The 17,357-nt window shown below is 32.8% G+C and carries 15 protein-coding genes and 1 riboswitch; of the genes, 2 read left to right on the top strand and 13 right to left on the bottom strand.

The genetic code is table 11. The features are described 5' to 3' along the window. Positions 1 to 32: 32 nt before the first annotated feature. A riboswitch (TPP riboswitch) is annotated at positions 33 to 138 on the bottom strand. A 73-nt stretch (positions 139 to 211) separates the two neighbouring features. From MHH59_RS13680 to MHH59_RS13695, 4 genes are all read right to left on the bottom strand, one after another. Then, positions 212 to 1,126 carry a D-alanine--D-alanine ligase gene (locus tag MHH59_RS13680; RefSeq protein ID WP_002185707.1) on the bottom strand — a complete coding sequence of 305 codons (915 nt, stop codon included), beginning with the start codon at positions 1,124 to 1,126 and terminating at the stop codon, positions 212 to 214. Between the two features lie 4 nt (positions 1,127 to 1,130). Beyond that, the gene (gene pdxR, locus MHH59_RS13685; RefSeq protein ID WP_003189486.1) at positions 1,131 to 2,579 is read right to left on the bottom strand and encodes a MocR-like pyridoxine biosynthesis transcription factor PdxR; all 1,449 of its coding nucleotides are present in this window, start codon (positions 2,577 to 2,579) and stop codon (positions 1,131 to 1,133) included. Between the two features lie 96 nt (positions 2,580 to 2,675). Beyond that, positions 2,676 to 3,701 carry a homoserine dehydrogenase gene (locus tag MHH59_RS13690; RefSeq protein WP_002127667.1) on the bottom strand — a complete coding sequence of 342 codons (1,026 nt, stop codon included), beginning with the start codon at positions 3,699 to 3,701 and terminating at the stop codon, positions 2,676 to 2,678. Positions 3,702 to 3,787: 86 nt separating this feature from the next. Then, complete coding sequence (locus tag MHH59_RS13695; RefSeq protein ID WP_003189482.1) at positions 3,788 to 5,029, bottom strand: esterase/lipase family protein; 1,242 nt, start codon at positions 5,027 to 5,029, stop codon at positions 3,788 to 3,790. 279 nt (positions 5,030 to 5,308) lie between these two features. Here MHH59_RS13695 and MHH59_RS13700 point away from each other — a divergent pair, with 279 nt between their 5' ends. Continuing rightward, on the top strand, positions 5,309 to 5,650 hold the full coding sequence (locus MHH59_RS13700) for a DUF3914 domain-containing protein (protein WP_002127670.1): 342 nt from the start codon (positions 5,309 to 5,311) through the stop codon (positions 5,648 to 5,650). 75 nt (positions 5,651 to 5,725) lie between these two features. On the opposite strand, the gene MHH59_RS13705 is transcribed toward MHH59_RS13700, so the two are convergent. The 5 genes from MHH59_RS13705 to abc-f all read right to left on the bottom strand — a co-directional run bounded on the left by MHH59_RS13705 (position 5,726) and on the right by abc-f (position 11,854). Next, positions 5,726 to 6,397, bottom strand: coding sequence for a lipoprotein BA_5634 family protein (locus MHH59_RS13705; protein WP_340852951.1), 672 nt, complete (start codon positions 6,395 to 6,397; stop codon positions 5,726 to 5,728). Between the two features lie 69 nt (positions 6,398 to 6,466). Further along, complete coding sequence (locus tag MHH59_RS13710; protein WP_340851500.1) at positions 6,467 to 8,398, bottom strand: ABC transporter permease; 1,932 nt, start codon at positions 8,396 to 8,398, stop codon at positions 6,467 to 6,469. Beyond that, on the bottom strand, positions 8,373 to 9,143 hold the full coding sequence (locus tag MHH59_RS13715; RefSeq protein ID WP_002127673.1) for an ABC transporter ATP-binding protein: 771 nt from the start codon (positions 9,141 to 9,143) through the stop codon (positions 8,373 to 8,375). Before MHH59_RS13715 ends, MHH59_RS13710 begins: the two co-directional genes overlap by 26 nt. Positions 9,144 to 9,611: 468 nt before the next feature. Further along, complete coding sequence (locus MHH59_RS13720; RefSeq protein ID WP_340851503.1) at positions 9,612 to 10,205, bottom strand: GNAT family N-acetyltransferase; 594 nt, start codon at positions 10,203 to 10,205, stop codon at positions 9,612 to 9,614. 20 nt (positions 10,206 to 10,225) lie between these two features. Next, complete coding sequence (abc-f, locus tag MHH59_RS13725) at positions 10,226 to 11,854, bottom strand: ribosomal protection-like ABC-F family protein (protein ID WP_340851506.1); 1,629 nt, start codon at positions 11,852 to 11,854, stop codon at positions 10,226 to 10,228. A 516-nt stretch (positions 11,855 to 12,370) separates the two neighbouring features. Here abc-f and MHH59_RS13730 point away from each other — a divergent pair. Next, positions 12,371 to 13,360 carry an aldo/keto reductase family protein gene (locus tag MHH59_RS13730; protein ID WP_016101307.1) on the top strand — a complete coding sequence of 330 codons (990 nt, stop codon included), beginning with the start codon at positions 12,371 to 12,373 and terminating at the stop codon, positions 13,358 to 13,360. Between the two features lie 76 nt (positions 13,361 to 13,436). Here the strand turns inward: MHH59_RS13730 and MHH59_RS13735 are convergent, their stop codons facing one another. The 4 genes from MHH59_RS13735 to MHH59_RS13750 form a co-directional block, all read right to left on the bottom strand. Beyond that, complete coding sequence (locus MHH59_RS13735; protein WP_340851511.1) at positions 13,437 to 14,336, bottom strand: LysR substrate-binding domain-containing protein; 900 nt, start codon at positions 14,334 to 14,336, stop codon at positions 13,437 to 13,439. A gap of 198 nt (positions 14,337 to 14,534) precedes the next feature. Then, complete coding sequence (locus MHH59_RS13740; protein WP_002127680.1) at positions 14,535 to 15,518, bottom strand: sensor histidine kinase; 984 nt, start codon at positions 15,516 to 15,518, stop codon at positions 14,535 to 14,537. Further along, the gene (locus MHH59_RS13745; RefSeq protein ID WP_002127681.1) at positions 15,515 to 16,222 is read right to left on the bottom strand and encodes a response regulator transcription factor; all 708 of its coding nucleotides are present in this window, start codon (positions 16,220 to 16,222) and stop codon (positions 15,515 to 15,517) included. The genes MHH59_RS13740 and MHH59_RS13745 overlap by 4 nt, the downstream gene beginning before the upstream one ends. A 125-nt stretch (positions 16,223 to 16,347) precedes the next feature. Continuing rightward, positions 16,348 to 17,262, bottom strand: a complete 915-nt coding sequence (locus MHH59_RS13750; protein ID WP_201056591.1) for an acetamidase/formamidase family protein — start codon at positions 17,260 to 17,262, stop codon at positions 16,348 to 16,350. Positions 17,263 to 17,357: the final 95 nt, after the last annotated feature.

Genomic DNA, 17,357 nt, shown 5'->3' on the forward strand with positions numbered 1-17,357 from the left:
AAGTGAAATTGACAGTATTTATTCGTTAAATAGCAACGTCTTTCCCACTTCCCTACGCTGGCATTAACCAGATCAGGTACTAAGAGTCTCAAAATTTCATCTGATCTCAGCCTATAAGAGGCCCCCCTAGTGGACAAATATTTAGTTGTCGTATTGTAATTATCATAGCATAATTCGTGGAACTGTCAAAAGAATTAATTACATAACTACCTTAAAAACCTTCTTCTTTCCTTACTTTTAATGAAGTTTCAATTATCATATCTAATAGTTTGCTATAATTAATTCCCGCTGCTTCCGCACTTTTTGGCAGTAAACTTGATTGTGTCATCCCTGGTAATGTATTAACTTCCATTACATATGGAATTCCTTCCTTCACCATCATATCAACCCTTGCATAAACACTACATTTTAATGCTTTATAACAAGCCAGTGACGCTTTATTTACACGTTCCTTTATTTCAGCTGGAAGTTCGATAACTTCTTCAACTGTACTAGTATCATCATATTTTGCATTGTAGTCAAAGAACACAGCAGCATGTCGAATCGAAATGATAGGTAACTGTTGCCCATCAAAAATTGAACATGTAATCTCGTCACCTTTTATATACTTCTCAATTACTACTTCAGAATCCCATTCGAATACAGTTTCCAGCATAGAGGTTAATTCATTTTTATCATAGACAATCTTAACTCCAACACTTGAGCCGCCAGAGTTTGGTTTTACCACTAACGGAAATCCTAATTTATCTAACTCCTCAAGCTTTAGATCCTCCATTTTTGTAAGTTCAATCCAATCTGGTGTTTCTACTCCTTCATAACGCAAAATCTTTTTCGAAATATTTTTGTCCATACATATACCGCTAGATAACATATTGCTACCGCTATAAGGAATACCTAAACTCTCTAGCGTCCCTTGAACTGTACCATCTTCTCCGTACTTTCCGTGTAATGCTAGCAATGCAAAATCAATGTCTTTCGCTTTTTCAATTAAATCCATTTTTTCATTTAACGTAATTGGAACGATTTCATATTTACTCTTATCTAAATGTGCAATCATTTCATTCCCAGTCATAATTGATACTTGTTTTTCAGAGGATACTCCTCCCATAATAACGCCAATTCTCATTTTCTCAACTCCAAGTTTCATTTTTTAAAGTTTCACCAATTATTTGAATCCCGCTAACAATTTCCTGTTCTTTCAAACGTGAAAATCCTAATCGGAATGTGTTCGCTCCTCCTCCATCAGAGTAAAAAACATCTCCAGGAGAAAACGTAACTCTTTTCTCATAACACTTTTGTAAAAGTGTGCGGGCTTGAATTTTTTCTTCCAACTCTATAAACAAATGAAGTCCACCGTCTCCAGTCATTCTTTTAAACGGAATGTACTGATTACACGCCCCAACAGCTAACTCATATTTTTTCTTATAAACAGATCTTGCTTTTTTTAAATATTTTTCAAAATATCCTTCATGTAAATATTGAAACAGAACAGCTTGATCTAACGTAGATGTGTGAATGGTTCTGGCTCTTTTAACACTTTCTAAATAATGTATCAGTTCTTTATCTGCAATGATCCAACCTACACGTAAACCAGGGAAAAGTACCTTTGAAAAGCTACTAATATAAATCACATTATTACCAGCCCCTGCAAAAGTTAATAATGGCGATAAATGTGAACCCGAATAACGTAATTCTTCATTAAACCCATCCTCTATAATAGGGATCTTGTATTTTGAAAATAACCTCATCAATTCCGTTCTTTTCTCCGAACTCGTAACAATACCAGTTGGATTATGATAAGAAGGGATTAAATACGCGAAATCAAAATCCTTTTCACGCAAACTTTTTTCTACTTCATTCGTATCAATACCATCATCATTCATATTAATTCCATGAACTTCAAGTCCATGTAAACGAAAAAGCTTCAATGCAGCATGGTGAGTTGGGTTCTCACAAATAACACGCCCTGATTTCTTCGATAAAGAAGATAACACAATATCTAATCCTTCTGTAAATCCATTTGTAATTAGAATATCTTTGTTCGAAATATCTACACCTTTCATTTCCATGTAATGAAGTAAATAATTCATTAACGGTCTATAACCTTTTGCATATCCGTAGTTCAATACGATATCCCCTTCAATGGACATACGAGTAAGAAAAGCTCTTTTGAAATTTTCAACATCAAATAGCTTTTCGTCCGGGGCTATACTATTAAAAACAATCATTCCTTTTTCCCAGCGAACTCCATGCTTCATTAAGTCTAATTCATCCGCTAATATGGTAACTGTATTAAGTTTATTTTTCCAATCTATTTCAACAGACGAGGTGTTACTTATATCCACCTTCGCAACGAAATTTCCTTTTCCTTTAACTGCATAAATGAGTCCTTCTTGTTCTAAATCCGCATATGCAGAGAGTACTGTATTTCTGCTCACTGATAATAATTCACTCAGTTCCCTTGTTGATGGGATTTTTTGGTCCCCCAACAAATGCCCTTTCATAATCATCTTTTTTAAATAATCCTTTAATTGAATATAAACGGGACGATCTTTTACAACTTTAAAATCTTTAAACAATTTCTTACCCCCTGCAATTATTTTTGCATATTTATTTCATTCTCAAAAGGTCCACTACATATGTATTTTTTATTAATAGCGGTACGGTTATAAAGCCTATAAATCATTTCGATATAAATTGATTACATCTTTTAAAGCAGCTGCTGCAGCTCCGCGTGGATTAGAAGCTCCACCAATTGTAGTGACTTGTCCCATTGTATCTGTAAAGAACGTAATTCCTTTTTCCGTGCCATTTATATTTGCTAACGGATGTTCTTTCTCTAAATTACAAGGTTGTACACTAAGGTTTACTTTTCCATTATCATCTTTATATGCTGATGCAATTAATTTAATTGATTTATTTTGTTCCTTTGCATTTTGAATTTGTTGCGTTGTAACGTGCTCTATTCCGTTTATTTTTATATCTTTGAGTGAATAATCGTTTCCCATTAAACTATTCGTCAAAAGTAATAATTTACAAGCGCTATCCATCCCGCTTATATCTAATAACGGGTTAGTCTCCGCAATTCCTTTATTTTGTGCTTCTTGCAATGCTTCTTCAAACGTCTTATATTCTTCATGCATCTTTGTAAGAATATAATTTGTTGTCCCGTTCAATATTCCTTCTATTTTTTCAATATGGCAACCTGCTAAACTTAGTTGTCCAATGTCTAATGTCGGTAACGCCGCGGCAGTTGCACCGCTATATCGAATGCGTGAGCCTGAAATACGTGCTGCTGTATTCAGTTCACTCCAAGCTGTAACAAGTGCACCTTTTGAAATAGCTACTATATCCATTTGATTTTCAATAGCTTGTTTCATATACTGTTTCCCTGGATTTCCATTTTTAAGATTTGTAGCAGTTGATTCAACCAATACAGTACCATTTATATTAATCGTTCCGCGTTCCTCTGGATAATGTTCGATATATTTTTCAATTGCAGCAGAACCATCACCATACGTCAATAAATCATTAATCTGCAAACCTTTCCCGTTATGTATTGCAATATTTCTTCCTATCACTCCAATAACAACTAAGTCAATTCCATATGTTTCATTTATATATAAATATTTTTCATTTAATAATTTTATAAACTCTCTTCCTACTGTCCCATATCCTGATAATACAATTTGAATTTTCATAATATCCCCCCATATTTTTATACCAAATCCCTCTTTCAATATAATATAAAGCGCCCTCGAATTCCATCGAGAGCGCTTTATATTATCTATTTCGGTAGACGTGATAATTTTCCAACAATTGTTCTATAAAACTCTTGAATGTTAGAAAAACCTAACGTGTCTGAAACACTAAGCCCTACCATATCAAGATGGTCCCAATTTGCTTTCGTTTCAATATGATTCCATTTTCCAATTTGTAAAGACTCATTATTATTTACAAAAGTATTAGACGCAGGCGCAATCATAGAATTTGTATTTACTACACCATCGTTTTGCCACCAAGAAGTATCTATTAATGGTCGGTTTTCTTCATATCTTGCATAAGAGCCTAAGAAGAATGCATTCCCCATTAGCACTTTATTCATTGTTATATGCGGTAGATGCAAACCTGTGATAGGTGCTGCTTGCGATGCATGTCCACTATAGGATAAGTAATATACATCCGATTGCGTCTTTACCCAATTATTTAACTCCTTTGCTCCATCAGTACTTAAATCCCATTGACTAATATCTTTTGTATTCTCCCAAATTGAACTATTTAAAATACGATCAGTATATTGGAAAAAGGACTCTCCAGCATATTTTTTCATACCCCATTGATCCAATTTAAAATCATATAATGTTAAATTATTGTTTCCTCCTAAGCTTGCAGCTGTAATGAGAAAATCTTTAACGAATGGCAATAGAAGACTCCCGTCTGCAAGTGTTGTCCCATTATGAGGAGTTGCTAATGTTGTAACACTATGAACATACGATTTACCACCTTCAAATAGTGGTGATATCTTTGTGTTCGGATGATTTTTCATATAATTTTTTTCTTCATAACTTCCTTCTTTTAATAGCTGTACTAATGTTCTCGTCGTTTGTCCTCCCATACTATGCCCAACTAAATGAACTTTATTTGTTTCACTCCAATTCGGTGCAAAACCACTATATGTTCTACCAAAACGATTATGTCCATGTTTCTCAGCATGTGCCGCACCATAATCTACTGTTCCACCGTTAATTTGCGCGTATAATTCACATGCACGGTCCCAATTACTAGAAACAGGGCCAACAGCAGCCGTATGAACTGTATAACCATTTCTTTTTAAGTCTTCCTGTATATCATGAACACCACCCCAATATTTTACCCCTAGCATTTCTTCCCTACCCCATCCAGCAAATCCATTCACTAAAATGATAGGATAATTATTTTGTTGTCTCTCTTCAGCGTAAGTTGTTTTCGCTGCGAATGAACAAACAGTCACTAATGTAAAAAAACATACTTTTAAAAATAAATTCCCCATACTTTCTCCCCCTAATTAAACGCTTTCATTTTTCTGTGAAAAAGATTGACACAATCAGTTTTTAACTTAAACATAATGTAAAGTATTTTATATACGTTGTATATATAGAAAACATATACAAATGTTGATAAATATTAATTCTAGTAAGCAGTTACTTTTTATAACACAACTTGTAAATCTGATTATTTGAATTTATAATTAAATATAGTTTCCTCATGTTAAATGGATTTAAAAATCATAAGAAAACTAATTTCATTGCTTGAAAAGGAGGAAAAAAGCATGCAAGTCGGATTAAACATTCATACATTAGCTCAACCTTCTAAAATAACCCCATCTAATCTTGAGCATAATACTATCTCTTCTACTAAGCATGAAGATAAGAAATCTAATGATCTAATCAAATTTGATATTCGTACATCTGAACAAGAAATGAAACAAGCGGATCATAAATTTAGCGAATTAGACTTATGGAAAATGCTAAAAGACAAAGGTGTACCTTTATGGATGATTTTAGAAATGTTACAGAAATTTCGTAAAGAAAAGGAATCTCAAAATGGTTCGGTTCAACATTCAAATGCGATTGAAGAAACGAGCGAGACTCGATTAAATGAAGTCATGTAAACTATGTTATCTGAATGGTCTATAACTAAAAAGAGTTCAAGGTTGATAGAAACTTTATCAACCTTGAACTCTTTTTTAAGATTTTTCTTCAATCGTTAAAAACTGAACTGATACTTCTCCCTCAAAATCTTTAATTAGCTTTCTTACTTTTACATTTTCATTAACCAATGTATTATCTGTCGACATTTTAGGTTTTTCGTCACCTAAAGATTTTTTTAATTGAAGAAGATGCATTTTTGTTTCATTTGCTTTTATTTCCTTATATATATTATTTTTGGATACAATCACATACCATTGCGTTGGATAATTACGCTTGTTACCTATCCAAGCGTCACTATTGTATATGACAGGGACCTCTTTTCCTTCTAATTTAATACTTTTCAAAGTCTTTTCGTCTTCTTGTGCAAACAGTAGAGAACCCTCTTTTGGGAATTTCGGTAACGTATTTACAGGCATAAAATTGGAGCCATTATCTCGTTTACGGAAAACTTTAGCTTTAATCAATGCTTGTGCTGTAGACTCATTTAAAATTAATACCTGTCCGTTTCCATAAGTACCTGTTTTCACAGAAAACACTTCATTTGCTTTCGTAATTTCCTGATAACGATTAATAATTGGTGAGATTTTATTTTCATTTCCAATGATTAATAAACCGTTTGCAGGAAATGGATTCTCCTTTTTAGAACATGCACTAAAACTTATTAATAGTAGTATCGTTAACATAAAAATAGTTAAAGTTCTTTTCATCGCGTTTCCTTTCATCATACAGTTCATTTTTTCCACATACTTTAATGTAGTCTTACAAGCTAATAAACTCTATTGCTCCATAACCTTATAAAGCTTTTGCAGGTAACGCCAACGGGTTATAAAGAAATATAATACTTGTATACATATAAATGAAATTAAAATAACGATAGAGCTATTAATTATAGAAAAATCGACTAATTGCTGTAATGCCGTATAAGCGACTACAGTATGAATCACTGCAACAACAATCGGTAAGAAGAACATTAATAATAACTGTCTCGTTACAATTTTCTTTAATTCTCGTTTACTTAATCCCATTTTCGAAATCATTTTATATTGCTGTTGATCGCGATCCAAATCAGTATATAATCGGAAATAAATAAAACTAGCAGCGAATGTGAAGAAGACGATTCCGACTAAAACACTTGCCATAAGTAATAATCCATTCGTTTGCTTTGCACTTAACAAATCTATAGTTAAAGCCCGAAATTGAAAATTACCTACTCTAGTATCTTTCTCAAATCTACTAATTAATTCGTTTGAAATTCCCTTCGTTTTCATCCAATCGTCTACAACAAATCCGTAAGTACGATATTGAATGTCTTTATTAACTGGGTCACTAGTAAGAGGTATTCCATCATATACCTGATCTTTAACAGCGATATAAATAGTTCTAGAATCATGTGGTAAAACTAAATTTTCTACGGCTTTTTTCACATGAAATGTCTTTGTCCAATCTCCTTGAATGACTTCTATATTCTTTTTATACTCGCCATTTTTAAATTCTTGTTTTTGTGATACGACTCCAGGAATTAATAAAATTTCATCTTCTTTTTCGATTGTTTCTTGTTGATAGCCTAGTGCTTTAGCAAGATCGTTATATTCACTTAACTTCATTACATCTACACCATTTTCCGTGTATATATATGAAGATGAAGCCATTCGATACGGAATATTAGCATCAGAAAGGTGTTTTTTTATAATAGAAAGATTTTTATTTAATACTTTGTCGTTATCAAAACTTCCATACAAAAATGTATAGGGATTTGTCATCCTTACCAAATCCCTATTTCCAATTGCAGCTGTTGTACCAATCGCTGTAAATGCAACTGCTGAAACAATAGATACTATAAAAAACATCGTTGCATTATCTTTCATACGGTAAATTAATTCAGAAAATGTTAATATATTTGTTCTCTTTAAAAAGAAAGATTCTCTCCTTTTCGCAAGGTGCAATATATAAACGCTACACTGTGTATATAAAAAGTACGTTCCTATAATTACTAGAAGCACCCCTATTCCAAGCGTAATAAAATTAGTACTTGGGATAAAGCGAAATACTGAAAAATATCCATACCCTATACTAATTAAAGAAAGTAGCGATAATAAAATTGATGCTTTCGGTTCTGGCTTTGGCTTTTCCTCTGCTTGTATAAGTTCCACAAGTTCTGTTACTTTTATCATTTTAAATGTAACGAGCGAAACAATTAAAAATAATAAAAGAAATGTGATGACTGTTAATAATACGGCCTGCACTGGTATATAAAAAGGCAAACCATTACTAATCATTAATACACTTGCGCTTATCAATAAAACTAGTTTAGAAAATACGAGTCCAATTAGAATTCCTATACAAATTGAGCCAAGTCCAATCAACATATTTTCAATTAATAATAATTTCTTAAGCTGTCTCATTGACATACCTTGCATCATTAATATCCCAAATTCTTTCTTACGCGTTTTTAAAAATGAACTAACTGAATATAGAATGAAGAAAAATGAAAATACAAAAATCAAGCCTTGCGAAACTGAAAATCCCAATGTACCAAATGCACTTATTGTTGCACTTGTCGATTTCAACTCACCTTGTAAATCAGGATGAAATAATAAAAGAGCATACGTAAAGAAAATCATAATAGAAAATGCACTACTTAAAAAATGAGCTGCATATGTACGCTTATTACGAAAAATATTATTAAATGCGAACTGACGAAAAGTCATGCCTTTTCCCTCCTAACAAAGAAAGGACATCCATAATCTTTTGATAAAATGCTTGCCTACTTTCACCACAATAAATTTCGTTATATAGTTGACCATCTTTAATAAATATGACTCTGCTGCAAAAACTCGCTGCATACGGATCATGTGTAACTAACATCATCGTAGCTTTTTCTTCTTTATTCAAAGTATCTAGCATCTCCATTACATCATTTGAAGATTTAGAGTCTAAATTCCCTGTTGGTTCATCTGCAAGTAATAATTGCGGCTTATGAACAATTGCACGAGCAATTGCTGTTCTTTGAGCTTGCCCCCCTGAAATTTCAAAAGTTCTTTTACTCAATATATCTGTAATATTTAATTTCTCTGCAATTTCTACAACTCGTTTGTTCATTTCTTGTACAGAAACACCATCTAATGTCATCGGCAATACGATATTTTCCTTTACTGTAAGTGTGCTAAGTAAATTAAATGATTGAAAAACAAATCCTAATTGTTTCCTACGGAATAAAGCCAAATTATCTGATGTCAACTGGAAAGGATTTGTACCATTTATTAATATTTCTCCCGATGTTGGAGAGTCGATAGTAGATACCATATTTAATAACGTTGTTTTCCCGCTCCCTGATGGCCCCATAATCCCTATAAATTCACCTTCTTGAATTGATAAATCAATATCTACCAATGCTTTAAAAGGTACTTTCCCTTTATATACTTTACTAATACTTTTTGCATGTAGAATTTCCATTTATATTCTCCCTTCATTTGCACTTCTCACAATATAGTGTAAATGAATTGTCTTATAGCACATATTGATTCATCTTTCATTTATCTTACACGCTTGTAAGATTTCTAAAAAAACTGATAACAAACCTGTTTTCAAACTATAATTAACGATTATTAATATTGTAATATCTATATAGTAGTATAAAATACAACGCTACTTATTTCTAGTTGCCAGGACACCTTGTAAGCCTATTAAAAATATAAATAAAAGTGGGTTTAAGAAACGATTATCATCATTAAAAGTTGCTGTATTCCTTGTATTCTTTATTAGCAACATAAAATATATTATAAAGAATAACTATAGAACTTCAAAACGATGAATAATAACTTATAATTCATAAGTATAATCCAAAAGTAAATAGTACATAAAAAAGCTTAGAGCTTTAGCTCTAAGCTTTTTTAAAATCATTTCATTCCATTATAACTCCTTTTAAAGAGCAATATTTTTTATCCACTCTGATTTGCTCAATAAATAATGATTATATAGTTGGTTTTCTATCGTTTGTTGGCTCATATAAGTAAATCCACATTTTTCAATAACTTTATTTGATGGTACGTTGTTAATTAAAGCAATTGCGTTGAGGACATCTACATTTGTATTTTTAAACAAATAATCAATTAACCCTTTAGTCGCTTTCGTAGCGTAACCATTGTTTTGATACTCGCTTGAAATAGCATACATTATTTCTCTATTTGGTGAAGGGAGTTCTTCTTTAATGCTTGTGCAGCACCATCCAATAAATTCATTTGTATCTTTATTAAATATTCCTAGCTTTAATATATGATCATCTATGTTACATGTATTTTTCACTGCATTAAGAAATGCTTTATTTGCTGGTATTTCATCATTAATAACCCAGTCAATCCTTTGTTCTTTCGTTGATTTCCAGTCTGGTAAAAACTGTTCTATTTCCGGTTGATTCGATATTTTATAAATACTCTCCGCATCTTTGATAGTAAACTCTTGCAAGTATATATCTCCACAGTCTATTCTAAATAAATTAGTCGAACTCTCTTCTCCCATGTTAATCCCCCTTAATTACATTAAAGCGCCTTAATCTGCTTCGTAAGTTCTATAAATCGTTCATCAAGTTCTTTATATTCTTTATCGTTAGAAGTTAAAAAGCTTAATTTACCTAATACTTCTTGTCTCTCTGTTTCTAATGTTAAACGTAGCTCTTCAATATCATCTCTTGTTTTAATAAGTTCCTCTAGCTGCTTTTGTATCATATTATTTAAAAACACGAGTTTCGTGTTAGTTGTTTTCTCCAGAAAATATCGATCGTGAGAAACTATAACGAGTGTTCCATTATACTCAGCTAATGTATTTTCAAGCTGTTCACGTGAAGGAAGGTCAAGGTGATTCGTCGGTTCATCTAAAATAAGTACATCTTTTTCATCTAAAATATAAGCCATTAACTTGCATTTTACTCGTTCTCCCATACTCATATGCTCAATCGGCTCTTTCCATTGAGAAGCTTGGAATCCTAAATGTTTCATTAAACTTTGGACTTTTCCTCTTTCTTCAAATGTCTCTTTAAAAAATAAATCTTCTGGTGTTTTATCTAGTGGTAAATCAAATACTTCTTGTGTTAAATAACCGATGTTTGCAGATGGTGAAATCCATACTTCTCCTTGTACAGTTTCCGTTCCCATAATCATCTTCAGTAATGTTGTTTTCCCACAACCGTTTGGTCCAACAATCGCAACCTTCTCACCGTGCTGGATTGTAAAATTAACGTTTTCAAATAATGTCTTTCCATGAAAGTCTTTTTTTAATTTCTTTACTTCTAAAAAGCGTTTTCCTACTTTTTTATTCGCTTGAATAGAGAACTCCACTGAATACTCTTCTTTCAGACGTTCTACTTTCGTTTTCTCCAGCTCTTTTTCGAGACGTTTTCGTTTTGACTTCACTTGCGCATCCATTCGCTTCGCTTTTACACGATAAAACTCTTTAACTCCTTCTTGTTTTGTAGACTGTGCGTGTGCCTTTTGTGACCATGAACTTAATTCTTTTATATGTGTTTCTACTTGTTCTATCTTTTTTTGTTGTTTTTCATATTCACGCTGCTGCGTCATTCTTTTATGCTCACGTGCTTTCATATAACTCGTATAATTACCGATATGGTCAATTAATTTCTTATCCTCAATTGACCATATTCTAGTTGCGACAACATCTAAAAAGTATCGATCATGCGATACAACGATAACTGTACCCTTCATATTTTTTATTTGCTTAATGAGAAATTCCGTACTCATCTCATCTAAATGATTTGTCGGTTCATCTAATATTAATAAATTAGGATTTCCGGCAAATCCTTTTGCTAGTCGAACTTTCAGCTTTTCACCACCACTTAAAGTAAGAAAATCGTTCGTTGGCACGCCCCATTTCGCAAGAAGTTCTGCTTCTTTTGCAATCATATCATTACTAATAAAAGATTCTATTTCTTGTTCAACATATGCCGTTGTCATATTCATTTGCTGCCATTCAACAATCCCTTTTGATGGCTCAATCTTCCCATTTATTAATTGAAGTAACGTTGATTTACCGGCACCGTTTTTACCAATTAATCCGATAACATCCCCTTGTTTAACTGTCACATTCATTTTCTCTAACAAAGTATTTTCCTTTATTTCAACATAAACATCATTTAATTTTAAAAGTTCTTTCATAATACCGATCCCTTTCATTAAGGGAGAATAAAAAAATCCTCCCAAATAAATTTGGCAGGATTAGTCATTAAAATATTTATACCCAAATAAGCTATTGTACAACATAAATAGCAATACCGTTGTATGGAAATTGGGCAGACTAATCCTATTTTTTAGAAATTGAAATTTATTTAATTTCAACATTTAAAAATAAGATTAGTTAATCATCGTCCACCCATCAATCCTTTCCGTCATAAGTAACCATATTGTACCATACTAGTATGGTATGAGTAAATGCAATTATATGTGCTGTCATAAAGATTACTGTCTTCTAGGTCTATTTATCATTTCTTAACTTCATATTGAACAAGCATAAATTACATTTGTTGTACTAATTTCTTTAGATTTCCCTAGTAATAAACTTCTAAGTACTCCCTCTTATATAATTTTTATATAAATTTATGATTAATTATATATTATACATACTACATTTCAGTTCTTATAATAAAGTTATCATTTTTAAGGAGGGATTCTACAATGGAATTTAGCAAACTAGGAAACAGTGGATTAACAGTAAGTAAGATTGCATATGGGAACTGGATAAACCATGGCGGGAAAGTAAATGAAGATATTGCAAATGATTGTGTGAAAGCCGCACTGGATGTTGGAATTACAACGTTCGATACTGCTGATGTTTATTCGGACACGATAGCCGAGGAAGTACTTGGCCGGTCTTTGAAAGGTATACGACGAGAAAGTATAGAACTATGTACAAAAGTATGCCATCCGACCGGACCTGGAAAAAATGATCGTGGATTATCGAGAAAACATATTATAGAAAATTGCAATGCATCGTTACAGCGGTTGCAGACAGACTACATTGATGTCTATTATGCACATAGATTTGACTCAACAACTCCCCTTGAGGAAACGATGTTAGCTTTTGCTGATCTTGTAAGACAAGGTAAAGTCCTTTACTTAGGCGTAAGTGAATGGACATCAGAACAAATTACCCGCGGTGCAGCACTTGCACGAGAATTGAACATTCCACTTATCGCTAGCCAACCTCAATATTCGATGTTGTGGCGTGTTATTGAAACTGATGTAATACCAACCGGTCAACGTGAGGGGCTTGGTCAAGTTGTTTGGTCTCCCCTTGCACAAGGTATTCTCTCAGGAAAATATCAACCTGGTAAACCCTTGCCGACTCAATCACGTGCTAATTCAGATGCTGGTAAACCATTTTTCCACAAACTCGTGCAACGTTGGATGAGTGATGATGTACTCACTGCAATTCAGAAACTCAATCCCATCGCGCAAGAAACTAATCTTACCCTACCACAACTCGCAGTTGCTTGGGTACTACAAAATCCAGCTGTTTCCTCTGCAATTATTGGCGCTTCAAACCCGGAGCAAATAAGAGAAAACGTAATTGCTTCTAGTGTTAAATTGCAACCTGAAATTATGGATCAAATTGATAGCGTACTAAAAGGTTTCGTTGAGTACGATCCGAGTAAAACAGGTTGAATCATCAGTGACTTTAAAATAAAAATAGAAGTTTCCCTTTCCAAATTTCCACTGCCCATCCTATCAAGATGGGCTTTTACTTTTCAAATTCAAATTGTGAAGTCGCATAAACCTCTCTAACAACTGTTAAGAAGTTCTCTAACACGACAGACTTTTCATCTTGTCTCCATCCAACATATAAATTTATTTTCGGTGTATTTTCTTGAATGTCTTTATACATGACACACGATTTTTTATAACTTTCCACCGATGATGGAACGACAGAAATTCCCATTCCTGTAGCAACTAAATTCACAATCGTTTGCATTTGGATCGCCTCTTGAACAATATTTAAACTTACTCCATGTTCCCAAAAGTAACTAATAATTAAATCATAAAAGTTAGTACCGAAATGACGAGGAAATAAAATAAATGGTTCATCTACTAGTTCTTTAATAGAAATATTAGGTAACGAAACTAATGCGTGATTTTCATGTAAAACCAATTTTAAACGTTCTTTAGAACAAACTTCGGAAGACAATATTTCATTATTCTGCTTAGAACGAATAAATCCAATGTGAATTTGTTTTTCATAGAGCGCTTTTATTTGCTGGTCTGTTGTCATCTCGCGTAATATAAGCTGTATTCTAGGAAAACGTTCTCGAAATTTTTTTAATATGTCTATTACGGTTTCTGTAGAATCGACAAAACCGATTATTAAATGTCCTATCTTCCCTTCATCCGCAAGCTGTGTTTCTTTAATAGTTCTATCTACTTGAAGCAATGTTTGCCGCGCACCTTCTAAAAATATTTTTCCAGCATCCGTAAGTTCAACCATTCTTTTTGTTCGATGAAAAAGTTGAACTCCTATTTCTTCTTCTAATTTACGAATTTCTTGACTTAAAGGAGGTTGTGCCATCATAAGACGCTCTGCTGCACGACTAAAGTTTAATTCTTCTGCCACTGTTATGAAATACCTCATTTTACGAATATCCATTTCAATCCCCCAGTCATTATCAATTACCCAAAAAGCACTTTTATTACTAAAAAGCATGTGTATGACTAGTTGTTCTTTTTCCTTTTCAGTTGAGTTTATCTTCTCTTATGTAAATAATTTTACATTCTCAAATTGTATCAGTATTACAAAACAAGGCTAAAAAACTTATCTTAAAAGTTCTTTAGCCTGAATCACTTTTTACACATTAAAAAATATTATTCGTACAACGGTACCTTTACCAACCTCTGAATGGATTCCTACACTATGTCCTAATTGTTTCGTAATTTCATATACAAGATATAATCCCATTCCTGTTGATTCTTTAAAATCTCTACCGTTTTCTCCTGTAAAGAAAGGTTTAAATACTCTTGGTAAATCTTGCTTCGGTATCCCTACGCCACTATCGGTAATTTCAAGTACAACTGTATTACCTTCCTTACATGCTTTCACTTTAATCTTTTCTCTACTACCTGATGAATATTTAATCGCATTCGATATTATTTGTCCAATTAAAAATTGTAACCACTTCGCATCACTTTCTACAGTAATACTCTTATCAATTTCAAGCTCTGGGTATACAAAATTCCGAATAAAAAAGCGTTTATGTTCATGCACGGAATCATTCACTATTTTATGTAGTTGTACTCTTTCTACATAAAAATCTTGTGTAAATGCTTCTAAACGTGCGACATACAGTGCCATCTCTAACCCCTTTTTTAACCTATCTGTTTCCTCATTAATACTTTCAAAACGTGAATCCACTTCATCTTGTGTAATTAATTCTATTACAGATAAAGGTGTTTTCATTTGATGAATCCACTGATTCATAAAGGTTAAATGATCATTATTTTTCCTCTCTTGTAACTGGAGCTGATTTTGATAATGTCGATATTGTACTTCGAGCAAATCTTGGAGAGCAGTAGATAAAACTGCAAAATCAGATTTTTGAACAGATTCATCCAAAGATTGCAACGGATTTGCTAAACGTTCATAAAAAGAACGATGTGTAAAATAACGAAATACTAAATAACTTACCATAAAAAAAGCACCTAAAAACATTGCATATAATGCCGTTGAAATATGATTATGCCCATCAAACCAATAAACTAAGAATATGGCTAGTAGTTGGATCGCAGTAAAACAAATAAGTGGTATATGATCACGTATAAATAACCTTATCATTTTTCCATACCATTATCCCAAGTAATATGTAATCTATATCCAACACTACGAATTGTTTCAATTGCTCCTTCAATTTGTAACGTTTTTAACTTTTTACGCACACGTGTTGTATTTACACTTAATGTATTATCATCAACATAAGATTCACTATCCCATAATTTATTTAATAATACTTCCCTACTCACAACACGCGGATAGTTTTTCATTAACATCTCTAATAAAATGGCTTCGTTTCTCGTTATATCAATCTCTTGGTTCCTAAGTTTTAATACAAGTCTTTCGGGATATAAACTAAGACCTTGTTGCTCAATCATTCGTTCTTCTAGTTTCGGTGCATAGTCTCCATAAGCACGTCTTAAATGACTACGAATTTTCGCCATTACAACTTCATAATGAAACGGCTTCGGAATAAAATCATCGCCACCATTTTCTAACGCCATAACTTGATCCATCGTACCTTCACGGGCCGAAATAAATAAAATCGGACATGTGGAAACCCCGCGAATTTGACGACACCAATAGTAACCATCAAAACTTGGTAAATTAATATCTAATAAAACTAACTCCGGTTGTTCTTCTAAAAATATGTCTAACACATTTTGAAAATCCGTTACAATAATTCCTTGGTAACCGTATTTCGCAACATATGTTGATAATAACTCCGCAATTTTCATATCATCTTCAACAATCATAATTTTAACCATCTCTGAACTCCTTTTTGATCCACAATCTCAAATATACTTATATAAATAAATACTACCTCTTTTCACAAAATCCGTAAAATAGAAAAAGGATACTTTTATACAAAAGTATCCTTTTTCTATTTTTCTTATTTAATATGAAATGCATTTAGAGAAAATCCTAACTTCTCCACATATTCCCTTCCTAGTTCCATCCGCGCCGTTTTTAGTGGATCCACAACTTGGCAAATTTTTAAATTACCTGCTGCTGATAATAAAAGAGTTGCATAAGCTTTAGACATTTCTAATTCTTCATGTAAAAATGTCACCATATTACGTACAGCACGATTCGCTGCATCATCTAGCAATTTCTCTGAAGCAATCGTCATTATTTTTTCTTTTTGAATAGCCAATGGTAATGGCCATTTCTTTCCTTTTATAGTCTGAACAGTTACAGTTACCTCACCAGCAACCTCTACTCCACTAACACCAATTTCACCATCACCCATCGCAGCGTGTAAATCACCTAATGCTAAAAGAGCACCAGGAACATTTACAGGTAATAATAATGCTGTTCCTTCTTTAATCTCTTTACAATCCATATTCCCGCCATGATCATGCGGTGTACCACATGAAATACTCTCTTCTTTCGGTGCAGTACCAATCACACCAATCATGGGATTAATTGGAATTTTCAGTTCATTTGAAAATGAAACATGTCCATTATGTATTGGGACAATTTTCACTGTATTTTCATTTAGCTCATCACCCATTACACCTAGGTTCGCACCTGTAGTTAAAACACCCTGCTCTGCGATTTTAATCTTTTCAATCGTTACGACTAATATATCACCAGGTTCTGCACCTTTAATATGTACAGGTCCCGTCGCTGGATTTATTCGATTCCAATCTAATTCTTGAAACACAACATCTTCAGAATCAATTTGATTTTCAAAGCAATCATATGTTTCAAATACAAGACGGCTCCCAATTTCTACTTCAATACATGGATTATTTTCTGGTGACATTGCGTAAATGATATGTTCTTTATGTATACGATGCATAGTACCCCTCCTTTTTCGTTTTTATCTTCTATATAATAATTAGCTTTTATCTGTATAAGCTCCTTTTTAAAATTAGTAGTTATTTTCAAGAAAAA

Source organism: Bacillus sp. FSL E2-0195 (assembly GCF_038003645.1).
GTDB lineage: Bacteria > Bacillota > Bacilli > Bacillales > Bacillaceae_G > Bacillus_A > Bacillus_A mycoides.

Coding starts and splice junctions, on each gene's coding strand:
- MHH59_RS13750 (WP_201056591.1), bottom strand. CDS start 17,262: ATGCATCGTATACATAAAGAACATATCATTTACGCAATGTCACCAGAA.
- MHH59_RS13710 (WP_340851500.1), bottom strand. CDS start 8,398: ATGACTTTTCGTCAGTTCGCATTTAATAATATTTTTCGTAATAAGCGT.
- MHH59_RS13715 (WP_002127673.1), bottom strand. CDS start 9,143: ATGGAAATTCTACATGCAAAAAGTATTAGTAAAGTATATAAAGGGAAA.
- MHH59_RS13705 (WP_340852951.1), bottom strand. CDS start 6,397: ATGAAAAGAACTTTAACTATTTTTATGTTAACGATACTACTATTAATA.
- MHH59_RS13745 (WP_002127681.1), bottom strand. CDS start 16,222: ATGGTTAAAATTATGATTGTTGAAGATGATATGAAAATTGCGGAGTTA.
- MHH59_RS13740 (WP_002127680.1), bottom strand. CDS start 15,518: ATGATAAGGTTATTTATACGTGATCATATACCACTTATTTGTTTTACT.
- MHH59_RS13730 (WP_016101307.1), top strand. CDS start 12,371: ATGGAATTTAGCAAACTAGGAAACAGTGGATTAACAGTAAGTAAGATT.
- abc-f (WP_340851506.1), bottom strand. CDS start 11,854: ATGAAAGAACTTTTAAAATTAAATGATGTTTATGTTGAAATAAAGGAA.
- MHH59_RS13680 (WP_002185707.1), bottom strand. CDS start 1,126: ATGAGAATTGGCGTTATTATGGGAGGAGTATCCTCTGAAAAACAAGTA.
- MHH59_RS13700 (WP_002127670.1), top strand. CDS start 5,309: ATGCAAGTCGGATTAAACATTCATACATTAGCTCAACCTTCTAAAATA.
- MHH59_RS13735 (WP_340851511.1), bottom strand. CDS start 14,336: ATGGATATTCGTAAAATGAGGTATTTCATAACAGTGGCAGAAGAATTA.
- MHH59_RS13720 (WP_340851503.1), bottom strand. CDS start 10,205: ATGGGAGAAGAGAGTTCGACTAATTTATTTAGAATAGACTGTGGAGAT.
- MHH59_RS13695 (WP_003189482.1), bottom strand. CDS start 5,029: ATGGGGAATTTATTTTTAAAAGTATGTTTTTTTACATTAGTGACTGTT.
- MHH59_RS13690 (WP_002127667.1), bottom strand. CDS start 3,701: ATGAAAATTCAAATTGTATTATCAGGATATGGGACAGTAGGAAGAGAG.